Source organism: Undibacterium hunanense (assembly GCF_014284335.1).
Lineage (GTDB): Bacteria > Pseudomonadota > Gammaproteobacteria > Burkholderiales > Burkholderiaceae_D > Undibacterium > Undibacterium hunanense.
In genome coordinates this window covers 99402-124487 of sequence record NZ_JACOGF010000012.1, presented here as the reverse complement: position 1 = coordinate 124487, position 25086 = coordinate 99402, and the positions used below count along the sequence as shown (strand labels likewise).

Genomic DNA, 25086 nt, shown 5'->3' with positions numbered 1-25086 from the left:
TGTGAATGGTGGATATGGTATTGAACAGAAATCTGGTTGCCTGAAATTGTTCAAGCAACCAACACGACTTTATAGTTATCGCAGATGATTTCTTGGCGGTGATTTAGCGCTTATCCAAGATGCAAAAATGATCTACTGCGGTGTCAGCCTGGTCCCCGCAGCTTCCAGTCGCAAATAATCATATTGCGTGGTGCCAGTATTGGCTCTTCCCGTTTTTTGCGATATCACAATCGAATTTGCGCCGGGCTTTAACAGCTCCGGGGGAATTGCCATGCGGGTTTCCGAGAATGCGCCATGGCTGCCCAGGCGGACAGCCGGGTGGCTAGGTACGGGGGCCTGGTAGCTGCCGACCTGTGTTCCATTGACCCTGACCACCAGCGTGGTTTCTGACGATGCCAGCCCTATGTAAAGCGATGCCGGTGTGTCTTTGGTCGGAGCTTCGGTCAGTGAAAAATTGATGGTCCACGGGGCATTGCCAAACTGGGCATAATTCCAGTCCTTGTACCAGTCGCTTTTGCCGATGGTATAGGTCAGGCCAGTGATGAAGTCGGGTTTGATATACGTCGCCCACAAAGAATAATTGAAGGCACCGTTGCGGAATTCCTGAGAGTCGCGGTCTGGCACGCCGATCTCCCATACTGTCGGTGCAACGCGCGATGGCTTCCACACTATTGCACCAAGGTCTTGTGTGTCGCCTGCGCGGACTTCGATATTAGCTTGCTTGTAGGTGCTGATATTGCCGGCACCAAAGGCCCATAAATTATAGGTGCCAGGCAAAACGTGAGGAATGCTGAATTGGCCGTTGGCATCGGTCTTTACCCAGAATTGATAAGTGCGGCCCTGTTGCTGGAAGTCAGTACCCTGGTCGTCCGGTGCCAGGCCTATCCATGCGCCTGCGGAAGATGCCGCCGGGTTGCCGCTATCGCTTACCTTCAAGCTACCCTTGACTGTGCCGCGTCCGGATTCCTGTGCGTAGTCAGGATTTTTGAACCAGCTATAGGGCCAGGCGGACTGTTCAGCCACGGCCTGTGCTTTTGCGTCTTGCCACAACGCGTCGACAACCTTGGGCAGCGGGTCGGCAGGGTTGCCCTGATAACTGTTGGCGTAGATAAAATAAGGGCCGTAGGTTTTTTTGAAGGCGCTGCCGGCAGCCATGATCAACTGGTTGCCCATGCCATAGTGAGAACCATTGAGCATGTTCAGCAGGGTGTGGTTCATGTGTACGGTCAGTTCCCGTTTCATGGGGCCGCCGTTGTAATACTCATGGCTGGGCACGGTCATCCAGATGCCTATGCGCTTGCTGGTACTGCTCCAGCCCCATACATCAAGATTGCCCAGGTCGGCGCTATACGAATATTTGCATTCAAATTCACCGGCGTAGATGCCTGTTGTCAGCCGTGTCACTTCTTTTGGTGCACCGGGCACGCGTTCAGCAGCTGCCATGTCGGCCATGGTTGGCATTTTCTTTTGACGCAGGCTATCCACACTCAGCCAGTCAAACACCGGGCTGACATAGGCGTTGGAGCGCCATTCGCCAACATCTGTGCGCGGGTAAGATGCGGGATGATCCAGCATGGCGGTCACGTAATAGCCTTGCGCACCGCGCTTCAGACTGTAATACACATCAACGTCCATCGCCGCATTGGAGGACTTGCCTGACCAGGGGCTGTGTATTTTCACTTCTGCATAGTCGCCGTGATTGGAGCGGGGATCAACGATCAGGCTTGCTGTGCCATGCGGCCCTTCAAAAGCTGGGGCATTCCAGCTCCAGTAAAACTTACCACCCTTGTCGCCGCCACCAAAAAGATTCATGCCCTGATAGGTAAAGCTGCTGATGGTGGCATCAGTCTTGTTGATATTGATGGCGACGATGCCATTGTCGAGAATAAAGCTGTCGCCATTGTCCTTTAGCGCCACATCCGGGCCGCTACCGTTACCGCCGCCCGGTACATTGGCGTGACAGATGCTGGCGGCAAGAACGCATGCAGTGGCAAGGGCAAGGCGAATATTTTTCATGGGAATAATGATCAGTTAATTAAATTTTTGTACTGGTTACTACAGTAGCTCAGACATATGGTGACATTATTTTAGTCAGGTTTTAGCCAGATTTTAGCCAGGATCGGCCACATCACCAGTGGCGGGTGGGCTGATCATCATCGGTGGCGCGACATAGCGTAGCGGCATCCAGGCATCCAGTTTTTCCATGCTGATCTGTGTGACTGGCTTGAAAGCCGTTGACTCCATGTGCTCAAGTAAAGACTTGCGCAATGATGCCGCACCGGCCTGCCGCGCCAGACCCTTGTCTGACAAATCGAAAGAGGTGATCATTAATTTCCCGTTACCCACTGCGCATTCGAACAGCATGGCCAGTCGCAAGTTGCGGTTCCAGTCATCGATAGGAAGCACAACAGGTGACAAGGTATGCGGCAGATCGTCGATATTCATCGCTGTAGTATTGGTCAACAACTCTACCCACTGCCAATCACAGTGCGCTCCGGTCGGATATTTTTTCAATGCAGCATGATGATCATCACACCACAGCCCCAGCATCCAGGTGCGTTTGGGGTTCATCAGCCGGTTCCAGAAAATCGGTGTACGGCTCAGGGCTAGTTCGGGCGAGGGTTTTTCCGGGCTTCCGGATAAGAACAACACCTTGCCACCGGCAGACAAGGCTGCTCTGGCTTCATCCCATGATGCGGTCACCAGCACGCCATTGGGGCTGGCAGGAACCACTACAGGATACAGCCAGAACGACCATTGATTGCGGAATGATGTCCCGGACAGTTCAACTTCCAGCCGGTATGATGCCGGGGCAGGCAAGACTGACAGTTCGGCATTGATGCTACCAAGTACAATATTCTTGCCGCGTGGGACATCGCGTACCGGCAGCGCCCCGGATAGTAGCGTTTTGCCCGCGCTGTCGACAATGCGCCACACGGGTTTCACCGCAGCCAGTGTCTGCGGCCCAAAGTGCGCCAGCTCGGCAGTTGTGTTCAATGTATTGTCTGTCGTGAACAGGCGTTTCTTCAGCCTGATCAGTGGTACGGTGGCACCGCTATACTGACGGAATTCAGCCGCAGTGACATAGCCTTTCTCTTCCCAAAAAGCATCCAGCAAGCCTATCAGTGCGCCACCTTGCCCAAGATAATCGTGCAGATCCAGCAGTTGATAGCCAGAATACGATGGCGTGCGCAAATTGGCTTCGATCTCTTCCTTGTAGCAGGCAACCTGGAAACGGCCAGACGCCTGGGCGAATTCCTTGTTTCTCGGCAGCAGCCCATGTGCTTCGGCAGAGTCGCGCATGATGATGTAATTGCCGGGGTGCATATAGGCCTGGCTACCCTTGCTCACCCCTTTGGGGAAAGCTGCATAACGGGCCTGCTTGCCAGAGAATTTGGCGATCACACTAAAGTCAGGGTAAGCGCAAAACTGACCGGTTTCATGTGCTATGCAAGGCACCTTCACGCCCAGTCTCAACTTGTTGAGTGCTTCTTCATAGTCACCGCCAAACCAGCCCATAGGCCCGCGGGCGCCGCCACCAGGGGTCAGAAAATCGGCAGCGAAAGGTGTGCCCGGCCCGGCCGGTGGTGCTGACCAGCGACCAGTACCATCGCAATACAGCCGTCTTGGGTCGGCTTCGCGCCATTTTTTATCCCAGACTGGCAATTCAGTGTGATATGCCCCGGCTGGTTCATTGCTTGCGCCCAGCATCAGCAGCGAAGGATGATTGCCATAGGCTTTCAGCAAGCGTGCCGTTTCGTCGTTGAGCAGATCAAGCATCTTGTGTCCGGCATCGAAAGCATTCCACATGCCGCATTCCGCCTGAAAATAAAACCCCAGTTCATCCGCAGCAACAAAGGCCGCTTCAGGTGGGCACCAGGAATGAAAGCGCATTCCATTCAAGCCCCATTCCTTGCAGATGCCAATGATATTCTTCCAGGTGTCCACATCCATCGCAGGATAACCAGTCAGCGGAAAACCGCCGCCATCATGCGTAGAACGCAGATGAAACTGTTCGCCATTCAGCAGTATCTGGTTGCCGTCAGTCTTGATCTCGCGCATGCCAAAAGTCAGCTCGCGGCTATCATCGGCATCCTGCCCCGTGAGTGTCAGGCGCAGGTGTTGCAGCACCGGCGTGAATTCAGACCAGGGCGTGGAATCAGGCAGCGCTACCTCGAACGATGTTTTACCGCCAGTGGCAGCCCAGCGTACCGGCTTTGTGACGCCGCCAGCAGACAAGCTACCGCTGCCGTCTTTACCAGTCAGATTGCCTATCTCGACGCGAATCTGCGCCGACTTGCTCGCAACATTGGGAAACACCTGGGCATCTGCTATCCACACCGGTGAGGTAGCTGACAGCTCGATCCGGCCAACCATGCCGTTCCAGGTTGACCCCTCTGCATCCGATACCGCATGCCCATCGGCGCGGTAGGCCGGTTGCAACATGCGGTTATCGATACGTACCGATAACCGATGGGTGCCGGTACTTAACATGCCGAGATCAAATTCGTGCGCCACCACCAGTGAACGGTTACTGCCCATCAGCCTGTCATTGATATACACATCCGTCTGCCAGCGCGCTCTTTCCAGTGTCAGCGTGATACGTTTACCCTGCCATTCAGGCGGGATTTCTATGCTGCGCTGATACCAGGCGACGCCCAGAAAGTGGCGTACAGGTTGTGAAAGATAAGGTACCTGTACATTGCCAGGTTTGGTGTAAGCCTTGTACTGCGGCAGCAAATACCAGCGCATGTCACGGGGCAATGCTGCAACGAAGGGCGTCTTCGCCGTGATTTCATCACCATATCCCTGGGTTTGCAGTATGCCCGGCAATTGTATGGGCGAGCCTGACACCAGGTTTTTGGCAAACCACCTGGCAGTTGTTCCGGCATCATCCCTGTCCAGCGCGATACGCCATTGCCCCGCGATGGATATCGTCCCCACACGTGCAGGGCTGGCAGGAAGTGCCTTTGCATATAAGCGTGAGCTACCTATGGTGGTGATCGCCAATGCAATGAAAGAACGGCGGCTAATGGTGCTGGAGGTGCCGGAGGTACTGGAAGAACTCATGAACATCCCTTATGCGAATTATTGTGCATGCCAGGCTCATGAAGGAAGCGTACAAAGCCCTACCCAGCACAGGTATCGCGGGATAGTATCTGCAAATAGCCCGGCGAACCAATCACATTTAGGCATTTTGCTATATCAGTTTGGATATAGATGAAGTGGTTGCGGAAAGTTGAGGCGTTGATGTATTGATGAAAGCTGTGAGCAGACGATCTGGTTTTTTTGATAAATTTGTTTCGGCTATAACCAACGATGATCGGCGGTATCCGACAATAAAAAACGCCCTCTTTTGAAACGAGGGCGTTCTCTGTTGAAAAGCATTTAGAATTCATCCCTATTGATGAAACGAGTTCTGGCTAATCGATAGCTAGCTCATCACCCACAAGCTCCCACATACCCACAAGAAACACAGCGGCTGCAACCGTCTATTTTTTGCAGGGCATGGGCACCGCAATCCGGACATTTCTTGCCGGTGGGGATGTAGCTGATGGGGGCGGTTTCGCCTTCGTAGGCCAGGTCGTCCATGCCGTAGTAATGGGTTCTTTGCTTGAACTTTTCTGCCAGCACGGTGATGGGGATCTGGTTGCCGGCAGCGTCAAGGAAACCGCGTTTCATCAGGATGCGTTGCAGCGAATAACCGATGGCGGCGACTTCGGATTCATGGAACAGCGGTGCCTGTGAACCATCGTCCTTGGTGATCATGCCGCAGCGTACCGTGCCCTTGTCCCACACCACTTCACGCATATCTGCCAGTGCCTTGGCGATGGAGCCGCCGGAACGTGCTGCCATAGACAGCAAACGCATACTGGCCGATATCCATTGCTGGCCATCGTTCTTCTGGCCGGCAGGCATGAAGAATTCAAACGGGCGTTCTATCGTCACGCGTTCGCCGCCAACCATGCCCTGGATGTGGATGAAGCTGACGGTCAGGTAGACTGTTTTCTTGCCTTCATAGGTCATGTACTGCACTTTGGACGTGACTGATTCCAGGTCGCCAAATGGGCGGCCATCGAATTGCTTGCGCAGCAGGTCGTCATCCGGTGTCTGTTTGACTTCCGGTGGCGTTTCTGTGGAAACGGACAAAACGCTACCCAGGATGCTATTCGGGCGGTATGTTGCCAGGCCTTTGAGGCCGGCGCGCCAGGCATCCATGTACAGATTCTGGAAGTCTTCGTAAGGGTAATCTGCCGGTACATTGACGGTCTTGGAAATGGCCGAATCGATATACGGCTGTACCACCTGCAACATCTTCATATGGTCGCTGGCAGACATATTCAAGGCAGTGACAAACTGGCCTGGCAGCTTGCTGTCATCGGATACATCGTTACCCAGATGACGGTACAGGCGCCAGGCGTGGTCAGCCACTTCATAGATTTTGGCATCGCCAACGGCCATGCGTTTCTTGCGGTTATAGACCCATGAAAAAGCGGGTTCTATGCCATTGGATGCATTGTCAGCAAAGGCCAGGGTAATGGTGCCGGTAGGCGCAATCGACAGCAGGTGCGAATTGCGCAAGCCATGCTTGGAAATCGCACTGCGCACATTTTTAGGCAGCCGTTTGGCGAACACGCCGGACAGATATTTTGTACTGTCGAACAAAGGGAACTGGCCTTTTTCTTTGGCCAGTTCTGCCGATGCCAGATAGGCCGCATCACGCATGACTTCAGATACCTTTTGTGCAAAGGCGCGACCAGCATCAGAGTCATAACGCTGACCCAGCATGACCAGGCTGCTACCCAGACCAAGAAAACCCAGGCCCACGCGGCGCTTGGACATGGCTTCGGCTTTTTGCTGTGGCAACGGCCAAGCCGTGGCATCGAGCACATTGTCCAGCATGCGGGTGGCTACTGTGACGACAGCTTCAAAGCCCGAAAAATCAAATTCGGCCGCATCAGTGAATGCACCCTTGATGAAACGGGTCAGGTTGATGGAACCCAGGCAGCAGCAGCCATAGTCTGGCAAAGGTTGTTCTGCGCATGGATTGGTGGCTTCGATTTTTTCGCAATAGTACAGATTGTTTTCTGTATTCATGCGCGACAAAAACAGGATGCCGGGTTCTGCATGATCGTAAGTGGATTTCATGACCGCGTCCCACAGATCACGCGCACGGACGGTTTGGTATACCCACAGACCATCTTCACGCAGATAGGCACCGGCTTCTTTTTTGTCTTCGCCAGGTTCGGCTTTGTGCACCAGGCAGAAGTCGGTATCTTTGGCGACAGCTTCCATAAATTCATCAGTCACGCCGATGGAAATATTGAAGTTGGTCAGATCGCCCTTGTCTTTGGACCGGATGAATTCCAGGATGTCCGGATGGTCACCACGCAAGACGCCCATCTGTGCACCACGACGGGCACCGGCAGATTCGACGGTAGAACAGGATGCATTAAATACCTGCATAAAAGATACCGGGCCGGATGCACGTGAACGCGTGCCACGGACGAGGGCATCTTTCGGGCGTATGGTAGAAAAATCGTAACCCACACCACCACCACGACGCATGGTTTCGGCAGCGTCCGCCAGTGCGGTATAGATACCTGGCTTGCCATCGGTGGCGCTGGATACCGAATCACCTACTGGTTGTACAAAGCAGTTGATGAGGGTGGCGTGCAAGTCCATGCCGGCGGCAGAATTGATACGGCCAGCAGGCACAAAACCATTCTTTTGCGCCCATAAAAATTTTTCTTCGTAATAGGCCTGAAAATCTGGCTGTTCTACGCCGGCAAGCGCTCTGGCGACCCGTGCCTGTACATCGTGAATGGTGGCTTCATCGCCTTTGGCATATTTTTCCAGCAAGACATCAAGAGAGATTTCCTGGGGAGACATGTCAGTCAGTCCTAAAATTTTTTCGTTTGCGTTCATATGAAATGCAGCTTTCTTTGTTACCTGTTACAGAAATGATGTTGAATCGGCCTTGCTTGTTGACTTTGTTGACTTTGTTGACCTTGTTGCCCGGCTGCATGGTTCAGCCAGAAAAGGGCGACAGTATGGATAGATGTCCAGTGAAATAAGGCGAACGAAATAAGGCGAATCGAGTGTAAATTGGGTTTGGGGATGGTGAATATACGGTCATGGCGACAAAGGTTTCATCGTCCCAGCCTGAGGAAACCATTATATGCCGTCCCAGATTTTATTTCTTTGACCTGCCATAAACTGCCACCCATATTTAATTGCTATTGATGCAATAATAAAAAGTGGCTACCATAGGGCAGGTGTGGGTAAAACAGAGGCATTAAACCAACAGAAACAGGCAGAAATAAATAAGTTTTCTTTCACGCAACAATCAGATTCAATTTAAGCGGAAGGCATGTTACCTGCCGGTTTGTCATGGCAGAATCAAATATGTTGTTTATGAGGCAATCGGACGTTTGATGGATAATGAATGTCTGAATAACCTATACTTCTTGCTTATAATATTCCAGACAGTAACCATTGACCGATGGTTTAAGTACAAGAGAGCACACGATGAGGCTACCGCAATCGGCTACCCCGTTCACTTGCCATTCATTTTGCCATTCATTTTGCTACCCATTCTGCCGTCAATGCTGTCGTCGATACTGGTCCAGTTGTATTTTCTTTCTCACGATATTCGCGATCTGCTGCTGGTCTGATACCCATGCGGCCAGCTTGCAGAGCCTGCGCTTTGATCAGGTGGGGCGTGAGCAGGGTTTTCAGCATGAATCCATACAATCCATGCTGCAGGACAGGCAGGGCTATATGTGGTTCGGCACCCAGGGTGGCCTGCACCGTTACGATGGCACCAAGGTCATCTTTTTCCGCCATGAACCGGCCAAGCACGACAGCCTGGCAGATAACTGGGTATGGGCGCTGTATGAAGATCGCAAGGGCCGTCTGTGGATAGGCACGCGCAGCGGTGGTCTGCATCGCTATGATCCCGCAACCGAAAGTATGGTCAGGTACAGGCGTGATGCGGTCGATATCCGCAGTTCGGCAGCCAATCAGATCCAGGCCATAGTCGGCGATGGCGCGGCAGGCTTGTGGCTGGCAACCGGCGACGGGCTGGCGCATTTTGACCCTGATACCGGGCGTTTTCTGAGTATGCGTCATGATGACAAGGACGACACCAGTATCGCCAGTGATCAGATCAATACGCTCGCTTATGACGGGGATGGCAATTTGTGGGTGGGCAGCAATGCCGGTCTCAGCCTGATGGCAAAGAACAAGTCCGGCTTCCAGAATTTCCGCTTCGATAATGACAAACAGGCTGATCCGCGTCGCAATGCCGTGCAGAACATTATGGTGGATCGCAAGGACAGGCTCTGGATCGCATCGCTGGCAGGGCTGGAAATCTGGGGCCGTGACCGGGCAGAAAAACACCGTTTCAGTGAAAGTGAAGGTCTTGATCCCGGGCCGGTGAGTTCGGTACTGGAAGACAAGGATGGTGTAGTCTGGGCCGGTACCGATGATGGCCTGAAGCGCTGGGATGAGGCATCCGGCAGGTTTTCATCTTACCGCCACCATGCCAGTGACCGCCATAGCCTGGCGGACAACCGCGTTACCCGCCTGCTGCAAGACCGGTCCGGCACCTTGTGGGTCGGTACCTGGCTGGGCGGCGCCAGTCGTACCAATCTGTTCAGTGGTGGCTTTGAGCGCTTGTTGCATTTGCCTGGTGAACCCAAAACACTCAGCAACAACACCGTGTCTGCCATTGCGGGCAGCAACGGGTACATCTGGATAGGTACTGGCGATGGCCTCAATCGCCTGGAGAAGGTCAGCGGTCAGATCAAGGTATATCAGCATCAGGCGGCCCGGCCCGACAGCATCAGCAATAGCAAGATCAGAGCGCTGCAAGCGGCACCGGACGGGAAGTTGTGGGTGGGTACGCAAGATGGCCTGAACCTGTTTGACCCGGTCAGCGAACGCGCCCGGCATTTCCAGAATGATCCACGTAATCCTGACAGCATCAGTTCGAACATCGTCCATTCCTTTGCGTATGACCGCGCCGGTAATTTGTGGGTGGCCAGTGATGATGGACTGAACCGGCTGGATGCAAAGACCGGCAAGTTCTACCGTTATATGCATGACCCCAAAGACCCTGACAGCCTCAGCCATGGGCGGGTGGTGTCGCTGCTGTTTGACCGCCATGGGCAGCTGTGGGCAGGTACCTTTGGCGGGCTGGACAAACTCGACATGCAGACCGGGCATTTTACGCATTACCGGCATATCACCGGACATGGCAACAGCCTCAGCCACAGCCGTGTGTATGCCGTATTTGAAGACCATACCGGCACTATCTGGGTGGGAACTGCCAGCGGTCTTAACCGCATGGTCGTCGCTGGCGATGGCACAATCAGTTTTTACCGTTACGGTGGCATGCTGGGCAATGATGCCTCTGCCGGGTTTGCTGAAGACAAGGCTGGTAATTTGTGGATTAGTACCGATGGGGGTTTGTACAAACTGGGTCCGGACCGGTTTGCGCTGAAAAAATATTCGGCAGATGATGGCCTGATCGATGGCACCTACACCGTAGGTGCCAGTTTCCGCGATGTCGATGATGCCCTGTATTTTGGCGGCTTCCAGGGGCTGGCCTGGTTTTATCCGGAATTCATCCGCGACAAGGCAGTTTCACCGACCACCACCATCACCGACTTCCTGATTTTTAATCAGTCGGTACGTGGGGGTAAATTGCCGGAAGGCGTCACCCTGAAAGACAATATTTCCGATGCCAGGGCAATCACCCTCAGTTACCGGCAAAATGTCATTTCTATAGAATTTGCGGCCCTGAATTTTGCCGACCCCATGCATTATCGCTATGCCTACAAGCTCGATGGCTTTGATGAAGACTGGGTGATGGCTGAAGCCAACCACCGTTCAGCCAACTATACCAATCTGGAACCTGGTGAATATGTTTTCAGGACCAGGGCGGCCACCAAAGATGGCGACTGGAACGAAGGCGGTGCCAGCCTGCTCATCACCATTACGCCGCCATTCTGGATGGAATGGCGTTTCCGTCTGGCAGTGACTGTTCTGTTGCTGGCACTGATTTATCTGGTGTATCGCATGCGTGTCCGGCATTTCTCGCGTCAGCAGGCCTTGCTGGAAGATCTGGTCAGACAAAGAACAGCCGAAGCTGATGGCGAACGCAAACGTCTGAATGACCTGACCTTTGCCCTGCCTTTGTCGGTATTCCAGTTCCGCGAGTTGCCGGATGGTCAGAGGGAATATGCCTATGTCAGCGAGAATGTCGAAAATGTCCTGGGTGTCACCGCCAAAGCCATCATTGCAGATAAAGCCGCCCGCTGGGATACCACAGTGGAAGAAGACCGCGAAATTTCAGAAGAACTGGCCAAAATCGCCGTCGATACCCGCACCGCAGGCAACTTTCACCAACGCATTGTGATGAACGGCCAGATACGCTGGCTGCGTGCGCAAACTGTGGACCCCAAATACATGAATGGTGAATGGATATGGAATGGTTTCTGGATTGATGAAACCGAAACCTATCTGCAAAAAAATGAATTGCGTGAAGCCAAGGAACAGGCAGAACAGGCAACCATTGCCAAATCCTATTTCCTGGCGAACATGAGCCATGAAATACGCACGCCCATGAATGCCATCATCGGCCTTTCTCACCTGGCCAAGAAAACGGCACTCAGCGTCAAGCAGCGCGACTATATCGATAAAATCCACAATGCCGGTACATCCCTGTTAGGGGTGGTGAATGACATCCTGGATTTTTCCAAGATAGAAGCGGGCAAACTCGATATCGAATCGGCAGAATTTGCCCTGACCGATGTGATCAACGACGTTGCCACCATCGTCAGCCATAAAGTGGCTGAAAAAGATATAGAACTGGTATTTGATATTGATGTATCAGTGCCGGCGAATTTGCAGGGTGACCCTTTGCGCCTTGGTCAGGTGGTGACCAACCTGGTCAACAATGCCATCAAATTTACTGATCATGGCGTGGTGGTGATCATGGTCAGGCAGATCAAATCATCTGCTGAACAGGTGCAGTTGCAATTTACCGTACGTGACACCGGTGTTGGCATGACGGATGAACAGCAGCAAAACCTGTTCAAGGCATTTACCCAGGCCGATAGTTCCACCACTCGCAAATACGGTGGCACTGGGCTGGGGCTGAGCATTTCACGGCATCTGGTGGAATTGATGGGTGGTGATATCTGGGTGGAAAGCCAGGTCGGTGCCGGCAGCAGCTTCCATTTCACTTGCTGGTTTGATCACGCAAAATCAGCTCCGCATGATGTGCGTACCGCCGTGGTGCTGGCCCTGGCTGGCTTGCATGTACTGGTCGTGGATGATCATAACGAAGCGCGCCAGCATCTGCTTAAATTATGTCAGCAACTGGGCCTGACGCCTGATGCTGCAAGTAGCGGCAGACAGGCCTTGCAGATGCTGGAAACGGCAAGGGCTGCGGGGCAACCCTATGAACTGGTGTTGCTCGATGCCCAGATGCCAGACATGAATGGCGCAGAAACTGCCGAAGCCATCCATGCAGAGAATGTCGGGCAGGCACCTGATATCATCATGCTTACCAATATGGGTTTTGATGAAGCCGGTATGCTCAATACGGTACATGCACCTGTCGCTTACCTGTCCAAGCCGATCAGCATGCCAGGCCTGATAGAAAGCCTGCAATGCCTGAGCCGCCGGTACATGGATGACCCGACCCAGCTTGCCGCCATACCAAAGCTGGAAAACAGGTTTGACGGCCTGCGTGTATTGCTGGTGGAAGATAACCAGATCAACCAGCAAATTGCCGCTGAACTGATGTATGAAGCGGGTATCATCGTAGAAGTGGCAGACAATGGACGCATTGCCATTGATAAACTGAACAAGGCCGAATTTGATATTGTGCTGATGGATTTGCAAATGCCTGAAATGGATGGTTATGCGGCCACTACCGTGATACGCTCTTATCCTGAATGGCTGGATTTGCCAATTATTGCCATGACGGCCCATGCCATGAATGAAGAAAAACAGCGTTGCCTGGATACAGGCATGAATGACCATATCGCCAAACCGATTAACCCAGACAGTTTCTTTGATACCCTGGCCCGCTGGAGTGGGCAACGCATGCCAAGAACCAGTTCGGTCCCGGTAGCCATCAACGAGATACCTGCGCGACCAGTAGAGAATACGGCTGAGCTTGAAATCCCGGGGGTGGACGTCAAGTCAGCCTTGCGTCGCTGTGGCCAGAATATGGATTTATATCAACGCCTGTTGCAATTGTTTATCGACACGGCTGCTGCAACACCAGAAAAAATCCGTATCCACCTGGAAAAAGGCGACCGTATTTCTGCCGAGCGCGAAGCCCATACCATGCGCGGTGCCGCAGGCAATATCGGTGCCGTAGAACTGGCAGCAGTGGCAACCGAACTGGAACTCGCCATAGAGAAATCCAGCGAAGATGGTAGCCTGCTGCAAAGATTTACTGATGCCAGTGCCAAATTGATCAGCGACCTGCAACTGGCTTTGTCCGGGCCTGTCGCGGCAGATGAGCCATCTGATGATGTGCCCGTTGCCGGTGTGGAACACAATGCCGATACGCAAGAGTTGCTGGCGACACTCAGTAGTTATCTGCAGGATTCTGACAGCGAAGCCCTGGATTATTTCCAGAACCATCGCAACAGCCTGCGCAAGCTGGCTGGTACGCACGCTGATGCATTGGAACGTGCGCTGAAAGCATTTGAATTTGAGGCGGCCTTGCAGATACTGACTTCAATCACAGCGCATACGCCAGAGTAAAGTCAGCCCAGGCCGGTGTCGGTGCTATAAATACGGCTCCAGCATCTGCATGGTGCGGGCCGTGGCACCCTGATGTTGCAGGAAGAAGGCATATGCTGCTTCCCCCATGCGTTGCCGCTGTTGCTGGTTGGCCAGCAGTGCATGCGCCTGCCGGAATAAACTCAGTGCACCATCCACCCTGAAAGCCGCGCCACAGGCAATCGCCTGATCGGTGATTTCGGAAAAATTGAAAGTATGCGTACCCGTCAGGACGGGTTTGCCCATGGCACAGGCTTCAATCAGATTGTGCCCACCCAGCGGCACCAGGCTGCCACCGACAAAAGCAATATCGCAGGCAGCATAATACATATACATTTCACCCATGCTGTCACCCAGCAAGACCTGTACATCCCTGGTGATCGGGGCAATTTCTTCATGATTCAGGGTAGAGCGGCGCACATAGCTGATGCCGCGTGCTTCCAGCATGCTGGCGACCTGATCAAATCTTTGTGGGTGACGTGGGGTAATAATCAGCAGGGGATTGGTCTGCAACAGCGGGGTCTGTTCGACAAAGGCCTGTAGTATCAGTTCTTCTTCCCCATCACGGGTGCTGGCGCACAGGATCACCTGGCGTTCGCCAAAGCTGCGGCGCAGGGCCGCACCACGCTCGCCCATCAAGGGTGGCGGTGTCACATCAAACTTCATGTTGCCGGTGACGCCCGGGCGCTCTATGCCCAGTTCATGCAGACGCTGCGCATCCGGGTTGGATTGTGCGGCTACGCAACTGATGGCGCGGGCTGCCGGCAATATCAGCGAGGCCAGTCGCTGTGCCTTCTTCAATGATTTTTCCGACAGGCGGGCATTCACCAGAGTGACCGGTATGGATTGCAATTCGCACTGGGCTACGAGGTTAGGCCAGACTTCGGTTTCTATCAACACACATAATTGTGGTGAAAAATGCCGCAAGAAACGCCGTATCATCCAGTTGATGTCATACGGCAAAAATGCCTGATACAGGCGCGGCCCGACATCGGCGAACAATTTGCCGCCGGTTTCACGCCCGGTGGCCGTCATATGCGTCAACAAGATGCGGTGATCAGGGCGGCGTGCCAGCAAGGCGCGGATCAATGGTTCGGCTGCGCGGGTTTCACCGGCAGAAACAGCATGCACCCAAATCGTGGGCGTGCTGGCGATGGCAGGATAGAAGCCCAGGCGCTCGGCAATATGCTGACGATAGCCAGGTTCCTGGCGACCACGCCACCAGAGACGAAACAGGGCCAGAGGCAAAGATAAACCCCAGACCAGGGAATAAAGAAGACGCATGCGTTATGTCCGACGGAAATTCACCAATACAATACCACCACAAACCAGTATTGCACCCAGCGCAAAGCGCGGGCTAATGGGATCGTGCATAAGGATGACACCGGCGGCAACGCCAAACAAGGGTGTCAGGAAAGAAAATACAGAAAGACGCGATGCCAGGTAACGACGCATGAGCCAGAACCAGGTCAGGTAACTGGCAAAGGCAATAATTACCGTCTGGAAAAACAGGCTGATGATGCTGGTCATATTCCATTGCGTGGGCAGACTTTCACCGCGCAAGAACACAAAAGCCAGCAAGATCAGCGCACCGACTGCCAGTTGATAAAACAGCGTCGTGGTTGGTTCCGCTTCCGATAAACTGGATTTGCGTATGGTGATGGTAGTGGCCGACCACAATATTGCTGCCACCACACCAAAGCTGTCACCGATCAGCATATCGGTCATATCACGCTGACTGTTGCCGGATGTATCAAATAAGGCACCAGAAAACGCAATCGCCACCCCAGCAAATGCCGACAATATGCCCAGCCATTGCGCAGGCTGCAAGCGCTCGGCAGGGATCAGCCAGTGCAAGCCCAGCACCGTAAAGATAGGTGCAGTGTACAGAAATACCGACATATGCGAGGCCGTCGTATATTTTAGCCCCAGCGAGATACATAAAAACTCAAGCGCAAACAAGACGCCGGCAGCAATACCGGGCCATACATGCTGGTCACGCAGGGAAAAAGGAATCTTTTTAACCACGATCAACAACAGAACCAGCACGGCAGCCAGTCCAGACCGCAAGCCCAGTTGCATGGGGGCACTTATTACAGGCGCCGCCAGTTTCACAGCTACCTGCTGCAAGCCCCAGCACAGGCAAAGCAAAAGCATGAGCGAAATGGCAAAACCATCAAGATTTTTACGATGAGCAGACATCAAGCTTGGGGAGTGTTGGCGAAGAGGAGGGAATATACCTGAAAACGGGTGGCAAGAGTGTATGTATTGCTTGGGGTTAATACGGAGCAGGGGGCGTATTTTTGTAATTTAACCAGGCATACAAGCTCAATAAATTTCATAATTAATTACCGTAAATGTAATTTTATGACATTGTTGACTTGTTATTCTTATACAGGGAAAACGCTAATACCGTCGCTCCTGCGCAGGCAGGAGCCTAGTGGCGTTCGGCGATAATAGTATTGCTTGAAAAACAAGTAAAGCTAAATGAGGCACCTCACTGTTCTGCAAAATCACTCTCATAAAATGATATCCTATGTCCCTTAAACAACATGTAAGGACATGTTGAACCACCCATCCATCTGGAAATAAAATAGATGAGCACAGACATCTTTTGGCATGCATTGGCAAATGCCCAGCCAAAATTGCAGCAACTGGAAGCCCGCGATGCCATGGAAGCCATCAATGCATTGCTGCAACCCCACTTTCCCCACCTGGCAGCAGAATTGCAAGGCAGGCCGGAAGACGGCATCTATGATCTGATCATGACTGCCCACGGTTCAACTGAGCATTTCCAGGATGTCATGTCGCTTGTGCAATCGGCACCCCGATTAAGCATGTTTCAAAACGTGATTGCTTTCCGGGCGCGCACAGAAATGGGTGATTTCGGCATGTCCATGGATAATTTCAGCCTCAGTCCGGCAGATATCCTGGTCGGGCATTATGCCGATGCAGGCAGGGTAGGTTTGCAACTGTGGTTCGGCAAGCCCATACCGCAAGACATGCTCGATCATGCCAGACACATGTCCTTCATCCTGCTTGACCACGCTATTGGTGAATATGATTTCGCCATCAAGATAGGCCCGGTCGAATTTATGGACGGTGCGCCGGAACAGAACACCGTCAGCCTGGCGGACTTCCCGCTGGTGCTGGATACTTTCTGGAAAGATGACCTCAGGCATACCGCCCTGTTCCCTACCGGTGAAAATGAATGGACAGGCTTTGAGCTTGTCAGCAATACCGACCCTGATGACAAACTGCTGGTGCAGCGCAATGAATCCGCCATGGCCCTGGTCGGCAGGGCAGACATGCTGTGGCGTCTGCAAGTTGACGTTGCGCTCGACAATAAAGACGACCTGGAAATTGCACGCGAGTTTGAAGACCAGCTTGAAACCCTGCTCACGCAAACCCAGGAAGGCATCACCAGCCAGATCACCCTTCATGGTAACGTACGCAGCATGAACTGGCATGTCAGTGATATAGAGGCCGCATTGGCCAAAGCTCATAAACTGGCGCGCACATTTGCATCGCTACAGTTTGATATCAGCAGCGAATTTGATCCACAGTGGCAAGATTATTTGCGCTGGGTATCGTAACGCTTCGTAACGCTTCTTAATGCTTCGTGACGCTGTCACGTCGCCGATACCAAAAAATATACAACACCCGACTGATTTTTAAAGAACTGGAATCATATTGACTACCGTAGCCATTACCCCAAAAATTCAAGCCAGCAACCAAAGCCCCTTCGTCCTGTTCGGCGGCATGAATGTTCTCGAATCCAAAGACATGGCCTTGCGCGTTGCTGAAGAGTACGTGCGCGTCACCAGCACGCTGGGCATCCCTTATGTTTTCAAGGCCAGCTTCGACAAGGCCAATCGCTCTTCCATCCATTCCTATCGCGGCCCCGGCCTGGAAGAAGGTTTGAAGATATTCGAAGCCATCAAGGCAGAATTCGGTGTACCCCTGATCACCGACGTGCACGAGACATGGCAAGCCGCGCAAGTGGCTGAAGTGGTCGATGTCCTGCAGTTGCCCGCCTTTCTGGCACGCCAGACCGATCTTGTTGTGGCCCTGGCCAAAACCGGCCGCGTCATCAATATCAAGAAACCGCAATTCCTCAGCCCGTCGCAGGTACAGAACATCGTCGAAAAGTTCAGAGAAGCAGGCAATGATCAACTGATACTCTGCGACCGTGGCACCTGCTTTGGTTATGACAATCTGGTAGTCGACATGCTGGGTTTTGCCGTCATGAAGAAAGTGACCAACAACCTGCCTGTCATCTTCGACGTTACCCACGCCCTGCAACAGCGTGAAGCTGGCGCAGCCGCTTCCGGTGGCCGCCGCGAACAAATCGTTGAACTGGCCCGCGCAGGCATGGCAACGGGCCTGGCTGGCCTGTTCCTGGAAGCGCATCCTGATCCGGCACAAGCCAAGTGTGATGGCCCCAGTGCCTTGCCGCTGGACAAGCTGGAACCTTTCCTGGCGCAGTTGAAGTCGCTGGATGATTTGGTGAAGTCGTTTGGGAAGCTAGAGATTTAATATCAGGTTCATTTTAATGAGGCATTTGTTCTCCTTGCATTGACTTGCGATTTAATAAGAAAACATGTTAAAAAATCAAATCTCTACTCGCTATATTCTTTTATTTGTACTGTTGAATTTAAATTGGGGGATGTCCTCAGCGCAGATACAAACTGATTCAAGAATAAATTCTAACAACGCGAAAATTTCGGAGATGCAAGCCTATTTTTCTGACAAACCCTTGGCATTTCACCGTTGCAAAAGAGCCGAGTATCCACGGTTTGCATTGCGACACGAATTTGAAGGAAAAACTGAAGTTGATGCCGTGACTGACTCTGAGGGGCGTGTTATTACTGCTGAGATAGTGAGGAGTAGTGGCTGGCGCCTATTGGATGAAACTGTTTTAACAAATATCATGGGATGTAAAATATTTGATAATCCGGGGTTGGAGAAAGTATATGTAAAGGGTGGTTTTGTCTGGAAATTGGAAGGCCCTGCTGAAATCCCGGCAGAGTTGTTGACAGATACATGTAGCAAATCTGAATTTGTAAGTTTCGCAAGATCAAATGAACCTGGACGCGGTATTGTAGTTGGCATTTGGTTGAATAAGGAGGGAGGAATTGACGTGGCTGAACTTCAATGGCGGGTAGAAAACAAATTGGATCAAGAAAGTTTAAGGCTCGCTCGCTCCTGTAAATTCAAACCAGCATCGAATGAAAAGGGAAATCGGGCATCAACGATTTCTTTGAGGTTTCTGCCGTTGCGAACAAATTAAGAATTGCGAATGCCAGTAAATGAATTTCTTAAGTAGAGATGCTTGAAGAAACCATGTTCGAAAACCTTGACCATCTTTACCGCTTCCCCACCAGAGCTGCCATTGATGCACTGGCAATACGCTTCAATCTGCCCAATACAAAAGATATGCAGGATTGGGAGTATGAAGTTGCTGATGCAAACAGGATAGCTGAATTTCTTGCCGCCTATGATAGCGGCGAGTTGAGCGAAGATGAAAAATTCACGCTCGTGGCCATACTTTTTGAGTCATTTTGGGACGCACTGGATGAAGGCAGGAGTTTTTTGAATAGCGCAAGTTGGAAACATTTTCTGGACTTGCTTGAACAAGACATACAGATACATATTTACCTTGTTTGGTATTGGTCTAGTGTTAACAAGCCTGAAGCTGATATTGATAATCCTGACTATATGTTTTCGATCAGCCCACTTATTCGACCCCTGCTTTTGCAGCATCAGGGCAAATTCGCCAGGCATTAGTTTACCAATGTGAGTTTACTTAAACTGGTTTTATAAGCGGACTGTTCTTTGCTTTGACCTGCACATAAATTTCTTTTGGTGGCTGTTCAAAATATTTGAGCAAGGCCGGGCACAGCCATCCTTCCATATCCAGTTCTTCTGAAAAATACCAGTTGCCATTGCTGTCTTCCCTGCGCCAGGAGAGTTTTATCTGGTGACCAGGGAAAGCGGTTGCAGAGAACAGCATGATGAAACCCGATTCCGGATCAGGAATCATGGCAACCACCTGATCTATCATGGTGTCTGCGCCGCATACGAATGGTTCTTGCAGCAGACCTACGCGTTCATCATCAAATACCCACATGTCGAGGTATTTGTAGGGGGCTATTACGTTGATGGCATTCATTTTTTTGCTTACTAAATTTGTGTTATTTACCGAAGAGTAAATTAATTCGCTGTGGGTGACAATGATTTAGATCTGTCGCATTTATTTTTTAATGAAGTAGTTATCTGATCAAATAAAAAACATGATCGTCGGTTGCGATGACGTTGTTTTTGATTTTTGCCGTTCCGATGTGTCGATGCCTTTGATGCGAGGCAGAAAATGGAAAAAGAAATGACCGTTGTTTGAGCGCAGCGAGTTTCGGGCATTTCCCATTTTTTGACTTGCAGCAAAGGGGACCCCCTTTAGGGGGCAGCGACGCCTCGGTCGCCTTCTTTTGCTTCCTTTTCTTGGCGACGACAAGAAAAGGGAGTAGCTGCCGGGCTACCCCCGGCTGGCAACCGTAAATGACTGACGAAGTCATTTGGAAATCTAGTTCGTAAATTGCACGAGCATGAAGTTAATACATTATGCGATATGCTACGAAAGCCGCTGGATTCCTGCCAAAAGCACGCAGGAATGACGTTAAGTAGATTGCTGTAATGTTTGATGGTAAGCAAATTACTGCTTATCCATTGACCCTAGCAATACTCCAATCGCCTCTCGAACCTCTTCAACAGTCGCAGGTTCCCCGTTATCCCCAAGATTAATAATCCTGTCCGACCAGTTCCCCTCAGTCTTCCAGCGCGGTGAAGCGCAATAGATTTCTATGGTCGGTGTTTCATAGGCTGCAGCGATATGCGTCAAGCCAGTATCGACACCGATGGCAAGTCGTGCTTTTTGTGCCAGCAAGGTAGCGGCCTGCATGGAGAGCGCGGGCAGGACGGTGGCATTTGGCATGATGGCGGCCATGGCCTCGGCTTCGGCTTTTTCTGCCGGGCTACCCCAGGGTAGCAGTATCGGCAAATCATATTCCTGCAAAGTACTGGCAATGACTTGCCAGTTCTCTCGCGGCCATTTCTTGGCTGCACCGGCAGTACCGTGAAAGAATACGGCATACGGCGTAGCTGGTAGCCATGCACGCTGGTCAGCGGGCAGATCAGGTGCCTGCAAGCCAAAGCTGGCGGGCGTGTTGACGGTGTAGCCGCCAGCGGCGGCAGCGACCAGGCGGCCGCGCAAGACGGCGTGGGTGCGTTTGTCTACCGGTATACTGATGTCATGGAAAATTCTGGAAATGCCTTCATAACCCGAACCTTCGGTGCCATTTGCCAGTCCCACTTTTTTGCCGTCTTTGACAGTCTTGGCCAGACCCATGATGATGCCGGTTTTCAGCAAACCCTGGGTATCGAGTATCAGGTCATAATTTTCTTGTCGTAGTTGGAGAAAGAAATGCCTGATCTCTTGCCGTGTCGTGGCCTGACCCAGACTCTTGCGCCAGCGGCGCAGGGCAAAAGGGAAGACTTGATCCACACCGGGATTGAGCCGCACCAGTTGTACATAGGCTTCTTCCACCACCCAGTCTATGCGTGCCTGCGGAAACTGACGACGCAAGTCATCCACGATGGGCATATTGTGCAGCACGTCGCCTAAGGACGAAACACGTACAAGCAGGATTTTCACGATGATAGTCAATGCGGATGAAGACCAAGATGCTCACCACAGAGGCACGGAGACACAGAGGGGCACAGAGGAAAATCAAAAAAGAATGAGGGAATGGATTGTTCTCCCGTCTCATTTTTTGCTTTTCTCATGCCTTTCTCTGTGTCTCCGTGTCTCTGTGGTGATCTTTTGGGTCCTAAAAATTAATACGGCAATTTTGCATCTGGCTTGACAGCCAGTACAGCCTGCTTCATGGCGCCCTGTATGCGTGCCAGGGCTTCCGGGTTTTCAGCTTCGAAGCGCATGACGATGACGGGAGTGGTGTTGGAGGAACGGGCAAGGCCGAAGCCGTCCGGGTATTCAACACGCAAGCCATCGATGGTGATAATTTCGTCCGAGCCAGGGAAGTGGGGATTGGCCTGCATGGCGGCGATAATTTTGAAATTTTCGCCTTCGGCCAGTTGCAATTGCAGTTCTGGTGTCGAGGTGGATTGCGGCAGATTGTTCAGCGTGGCAGTCATGTCCGCTACACGGCTGACCAGTTCCAGCAAGCGTGCGCCAGCGTACAGGCCATCGTCAAAACCATACCAGCGGTCTTTGAAGAAGATATGACCGCTCATTTCACCGCCTAACGGGGACCCGGTTTCGCGCAGCTTGGCCTTGACCAGGGAATGGCCGGTTTTCCACATCAGTGGTACACCACCGCGTGCCTTTACCCATGGTGCGATATGGCGGGTGCATTTGACGTCATACAAAATCTGCGCGCCAGGGTTGCGTGTCAATACGTCTTCGGCAAACAGCATGAGCTGACGGTCAGGGTAGATGATCTGGCCATCTTTGGTGACGACACCAAGACGGTCGCCATCGCCATCAAATGCCAGGCCGATTTCTGCATCCGTGGTTTGCAGGCAGCGTATCAGGTCTTGCAGGTTTTCCGGGTGCGCCGGGTCAGGATGGTGGTTAGGGAAGGTGCCATCGACTTCGCAGAACAGTTCGATAACTTCACAACCCATGCCGCGATACAGTTCGCCAGCAAATGCGCCAGCCACACCATTGCCGCAATCGACGGCAATTTTCAATGGGCGGGCAACTTTGACATCACCAATGATGCGCTCAAGGTAAGTCGCCTTGATGTCATGTGTGCGGTAGCCGCCATTGCCTTGTTTGAAATCCTTGTTCAGGATGGTTTGGTACAGCGCCTGGATGGCATCGCCATAAATCGCTTCGCCTGCCAGTACCATTTTGAAACCATTGTAGTCAGGCGGGTTGTGGCTGCCGGTGACCATGATGCCGGATGTTGCACCCAGCACATTGGTGCCAAAATAAACCATGGGGGTGACCACGACGCCCAGATCAATCACATCCACGCCAGTCGATTGCAAACCCCTGGCCAGTGCCGTGATCAGGTCAGGGCCGGACAGGCGGCCATCGCGGCCTATGACCACGGCTTTTTCACCTTTGGCGATAGCGGCGCTGCCGAAGGCCTGGCCGATCAGGTGGGCAACTTCGGCATCCAGGGTTTTATCGATGATGCCGCGGATGTCGTAGGCTTTGAATATGCTGGGGGAAAGTAGGGACATGATTATTTTTCTATATTAAAAAGATTCAGTGGAGCAGCCCGGTAACTGTCTGGTCTTCAGAACCAGTTTGCTGGGCTTGCCAGATCAGGTCTTCAATACCGCATTGTGGTTCATATTCTGCCACTATTTGCAGCAGCAGGGCGCGGATTTGCGTGTAATCAAAGGCGGTGCAGGCTGCATTTAAATCCTGCAACAGGGCATTCAGTTGATCCCACGGCAACTCATTTTCTTGCGCACGCATGATCAGCGGGTGGGATGTGCCTTCTACATTGTCGCCGATCAGCAATTCTTCATACAGCTTTTCGCCAGGGCGCAAGCCGACATGCTGGATTTCTATGGTGCCATCCGGTGTGGCTTCAGATTTTACTTCCAGGCCGCTCAAATGCACCATGCGCCGCGCCAGGTCGATGATGCGTACGGGTTCACCCATGTCCAGCACAAAGACATCACCACCTTCGCCCATGGCGCCGGCCTGCAAGACCAGTTGTGCGGCTTCGGGTATGGTCATGAAATAACGAGTGATTTCCGGATGCGTCAGGGTAATGGGGCCACCTGCCATGATCTGCTTGCGGAACAGTGGTACGACAGAACCAGAGGAACCCAGCACATTGCCAAAGCGCACCATGCAAAAACGGGTATGTTGCTGGCGGCGGGAACAGGCTTGCAAAATCAGTTCTGCCAGGCGTTTGGTGGCACCCATGACATTGGTCGGGCGCACCGCCTTGTCCGTTGATATCAACACAAAATTCTTGACCCTGGCGGCCATCGCGGCCTGTGCGACGGACAGTGTGCCAAACACATTGTTGCGTATGCCCTCAGCCGGATTATGTTCTACCAGCGGTACATGTTTGTAGGCTGCTGCGTGGTACAGGGTTTCGACTTCGCAGGTGGTGAAGATGCGGTCCAGCTTGGCGCTGTCGAGTATGGAACCGAGGAAAGGCAGTATCTCTACATCCAGTTTCAGTTGCTGGCGCAGACCAGTCAATTCCTGTTCTATGGCATACAGGGCGTATTCCGACATTTCCAGCAAGACCAGTTTGGCCGGGCGCTGGCGTAATATCTGACGGCATAGTTCAGAGCCGATGGAGCCACCGGCCCCGGTCACCATGACGCGCTTGCCGGTGATGCAAATGCTCAGCAGGCGAGCATCAGGCTCTACCTGATCGCGGCCCAGCAGATCTTCAATCTCGACTTCGCGTATGTCCTGCACGCGCAATTCGCCATTGACCAGGCTTTGTATCGACGGTGTGACCTTGATCTTGAGTTTCAGGGGTTCCAGCTGATCCAGTACCTGCTTTTGCCGGGTTTTGCTGATGCTGGGCATGGCCAGTAAAATTTCGCGTATTTCATGGCGTTCAGCCAGGGCTGGCAACTGGTCTGGTGCAAATACTTTGACCCCGCCTATGGTCGAGCCCTGCACAGGTTTGGCGTCATCAATAAAGGCAACGCAAACATATTCGCCACCGGCACGCAGGGCAGTTGCCAGTTGCGCACCTGCCTTGCCGGCACCGTAGATGGCAATGCGGGTGGCATTTTCTGTCATGTCTGCCTGCAATAACCAGGCTCTGGCCAGAAAGCGGCTGGCTCCCACATACAGGATGGAACCGGCCCAGAAAAAGCCAAATACAGCACGTGACAGCGGCATGATGTGCAGCATGAGGCTGACAAAAACCAGCAGCAGTACAGACAGAGTGACACCAAATACCACCACGCTGATGATTTTCTGGTCAATAAAACGAATCACTGCGCGGTAAAGACCTATGCGTATGAATACCGGTATGGCGATGAAAGGTACGGAAACGATAAGCCAGAAGTAATGACTGAACAGTGCAGCACTGAAGCTGTCATAGCGCAACCAGACGGCCAGCACGAAGGTCATGGGCAGACAGACGGCATCGGCCACGGCGGCCAGCAATTGCTTGTGTATGCGCGGCAGGTTCAGTAGAGACTGCATCATGATCGCTAGGCCTGCCTGGTGAATGAGTGAAAAAATAGCTGCAT

At 52.4% G+C, this 25086-nt stretch carries 15 protein-coding genes; 5 read left to right on the top strand and 10 right to left on the bottom strand.

The annotated features are described in order from the left end of the window. Nucleotides 1-132: 132 nt before the first annotated feature. The 4 genes from H8L32_RS20950 to H8L32_RS20935 all read right to left on the bottom strand — a co-directional run bounded on the left by H8L32_RS20950 (nt 133) and on the right by H8L32_RS20935 (nt 8745). Nucleotides 133-2016, bottom strand: coding sequence for a polysaccharide lyase family protein (locus H8L32_RS20950; protein WP_186949211.1), 1884 nt, complete (start codon nt 2014-2016; stop codon nt 133-135). A gap of 93 nt (nt 2017-2109) precedes the next feature. Continuing rightward, nucleotides 2110-5070 carry a sugar-binding domain-containing protein gene (locus tag H8L32_RS20945; RefSeq protein WP_186949210.1) on the bottom strand — a complete coding sequence of 987 codons (2961 nt, stop codon included), beginning with the start codon at nt 5068-5070 and terminating at the stop codon, nt 2110-2112. Nucleotides 5071-5442: 372 nt separating this feature from the next. Continuing rightward, a complete protein-coding gene (locus tag H8L32_RS20940) occupies nt 5443-7929 on the bottom strand; it encodes an adenosylcobalamin-dependent ribonucleoside-diphosphate reductase (RefSeq protein ID WP_186949209.1) in 2487 nt (828 codons plus the stop codon). 654 nt (nt 7930-8583) lie between these two features. Then, a complete protein-coding gene (locus H8L32_RS20935; RefSeq protein WP_186949208.1) occupies nt 8584-8745 on the bottom strand; it encodes a hypothetical protein in 162 nt (53 codons plus the stop codon). 15 nt (nt 8746-8760) lie between these two features. Between H8L32_RS20935 and H8L32_RS20930 the strand changes: the two genes are divergently transcribed. Continuing rightward, the gene (locus H8L32_RS20930) at nt 8761-13797 is read left to right on the top strand and encodes a hybrid sensor histidine kinase/response regulator (RefSeq protein ID WP_186949207.1); all 5037 of its coding nucleotides are present in this window, start codon (nt 8761-8763) and stop codon (nt 13795-13797) included. 24 nt (nt 13798-13821) lie between these two features. On the opposite strand, the gene waaA is transcribed toward H8L32_RS20930, so the two are convergent. Together waaA and H8L32_RS20920 are read right to left on the bottom strand one after the other, a co-directional pair. Next, nucleotides 13822-15099 (bottom strand): lipid IV(A) 3-deoxy-D-manno-octulosonic acid transferase, encoded by a 1278-nt coding sequence (gene waaA, locus H8L32_RS20925; protein WP_186949206.1) that lies wholly within the window; start codon nt 15097-15099, stop codon nt 13822-13824. A 3-nt stretch (nt 15100-15102) separates the two neighbouring features. Beyond that, nucleotides 15103-16017 carry a DMT family transporter gene (locus H8L32_RS20920; RefSeq protein ID WP_186949205.1) on the bottom strand — a complete coding sequence of 305 codons (915 nt, stop codon included), beginning with the start codon at nt 16015-16017 and terminating at the stop codon, nt 15103-15105. A 395-nt stretch (nt 16018-16412) separates the two neighbouring features. Between H8L32_RS20920 and H8L32_RS20915 the strand changes: the two genes are divergently transcribed. The 4 genes from H8L32_RS20915 to H8L32_RS20900 all read left to right on the top strand — a co-directional run bounded on the left by H8L32_RS20915 (nt 16413) and on the right by H8L32_RS20900 (nt 19605). After that, entirely contained in the window at nt 16413-17411 is a 999-nt protein-coding gene (locus H8L32_RS20915; RefSeq protein WP_186949204.1) for a hypothetical protein, read from the top strand. A gap of 97 nt (nt 17412-17508) precedes the next feature. Beyond that, nucleotides 17509-18354 (top strand): 3-deoxy-8-phosphooctulonate synthase, encoded by an 846-nt coding sequence (kdsA, locus tag H8L32_RS20910; protein ID WP_186949203.1) that lies wholly within the window; start codon nt 17509-17511, stop codon nt 18352-18354. A gap of 64 nt (nt 18355-18418) precedes the next feature. Beyond that, on the top strand, nt 18419-19108 hold the full coding sequence (locus H8L32_RS20905) for an energy transducer TonB (protein ID WP_186949202.1): 690 nt from the start codon (nt 18419-18421) through the stop codon (nt 19106-19108). 38 nt (nt 19109-19146) lie between these two features. Further along, nucleotides 19147-19605: a hypothetical protein gene (locus tag H8L32_RS20900; RefSeq protein WP_186949201.1), complete on the top strand. Its 459-nt coding sequence runs from the start codon at nt 19147-19149 to the stop codon at nt 19603-19605. A gap of 19 nt (nt 19606-19624) precedes the next feature. Here H8L32_RS20900 and H8L32_RS20895 read toward each other — a convergent pair whose 3' ends face one another. From H8L32_RS20895 to H8L32_RS20880, 4 genes are all read right to left on the bottom strand, one after another. Next, nucleotides 19625-19990, bottom strand: coding sequence for a DUF6717 family protein (locus H8L32_RS20895; RefSeq protein ID WP_186949200.1), 366 nt, complete (start codon nt 19988-19990; stop codon nt 19625-19627). Between the two features lie 537 nt (nt 19991-20527). Beyond that, nucleotides 20528-21526 carry a lipopolysaccharide heptosyltransferase I gene (waaC, locus tag H8L32_RS20890; protein WP_186949199.1) on the bottom strand — a complete coding sequence of 333 codons (999 nt, stop codon included), beginning with the start codon at nt 21524-21526 and terminating at the stop codon, nt 20528-20530. A gap of 182 nt (nt 21527-21708) precedes the next feature. Next, nucleotides 21709-23085 (bottom strand): phosphomannomutase/phosphoglucomutase, encoded by a 1377-nt coding sequence (locus tag H8L32_RS20885; protein ID WP_186949198.1) that lies wholly within the window; start codon nt 23083-23085, stop codon nt 21709-21711. 25 nt (nt 23086-23110) lie between these two features. Further along, nucleotides 23111-25039 carry a polysaccharide biosynthesis protein gene (locus H8L32_RS20880; RefSeq protein WP_222619447.1) on the bottom strand — a complete coding sequence of 643 codons (1929 nt, stop codon included), beginning with the start codon at nt 25037-25039 and terminating at the stop codon, nt 23111-23113. Nucleotides 25040-25086 lie beyond the last annotated feature (47 nt).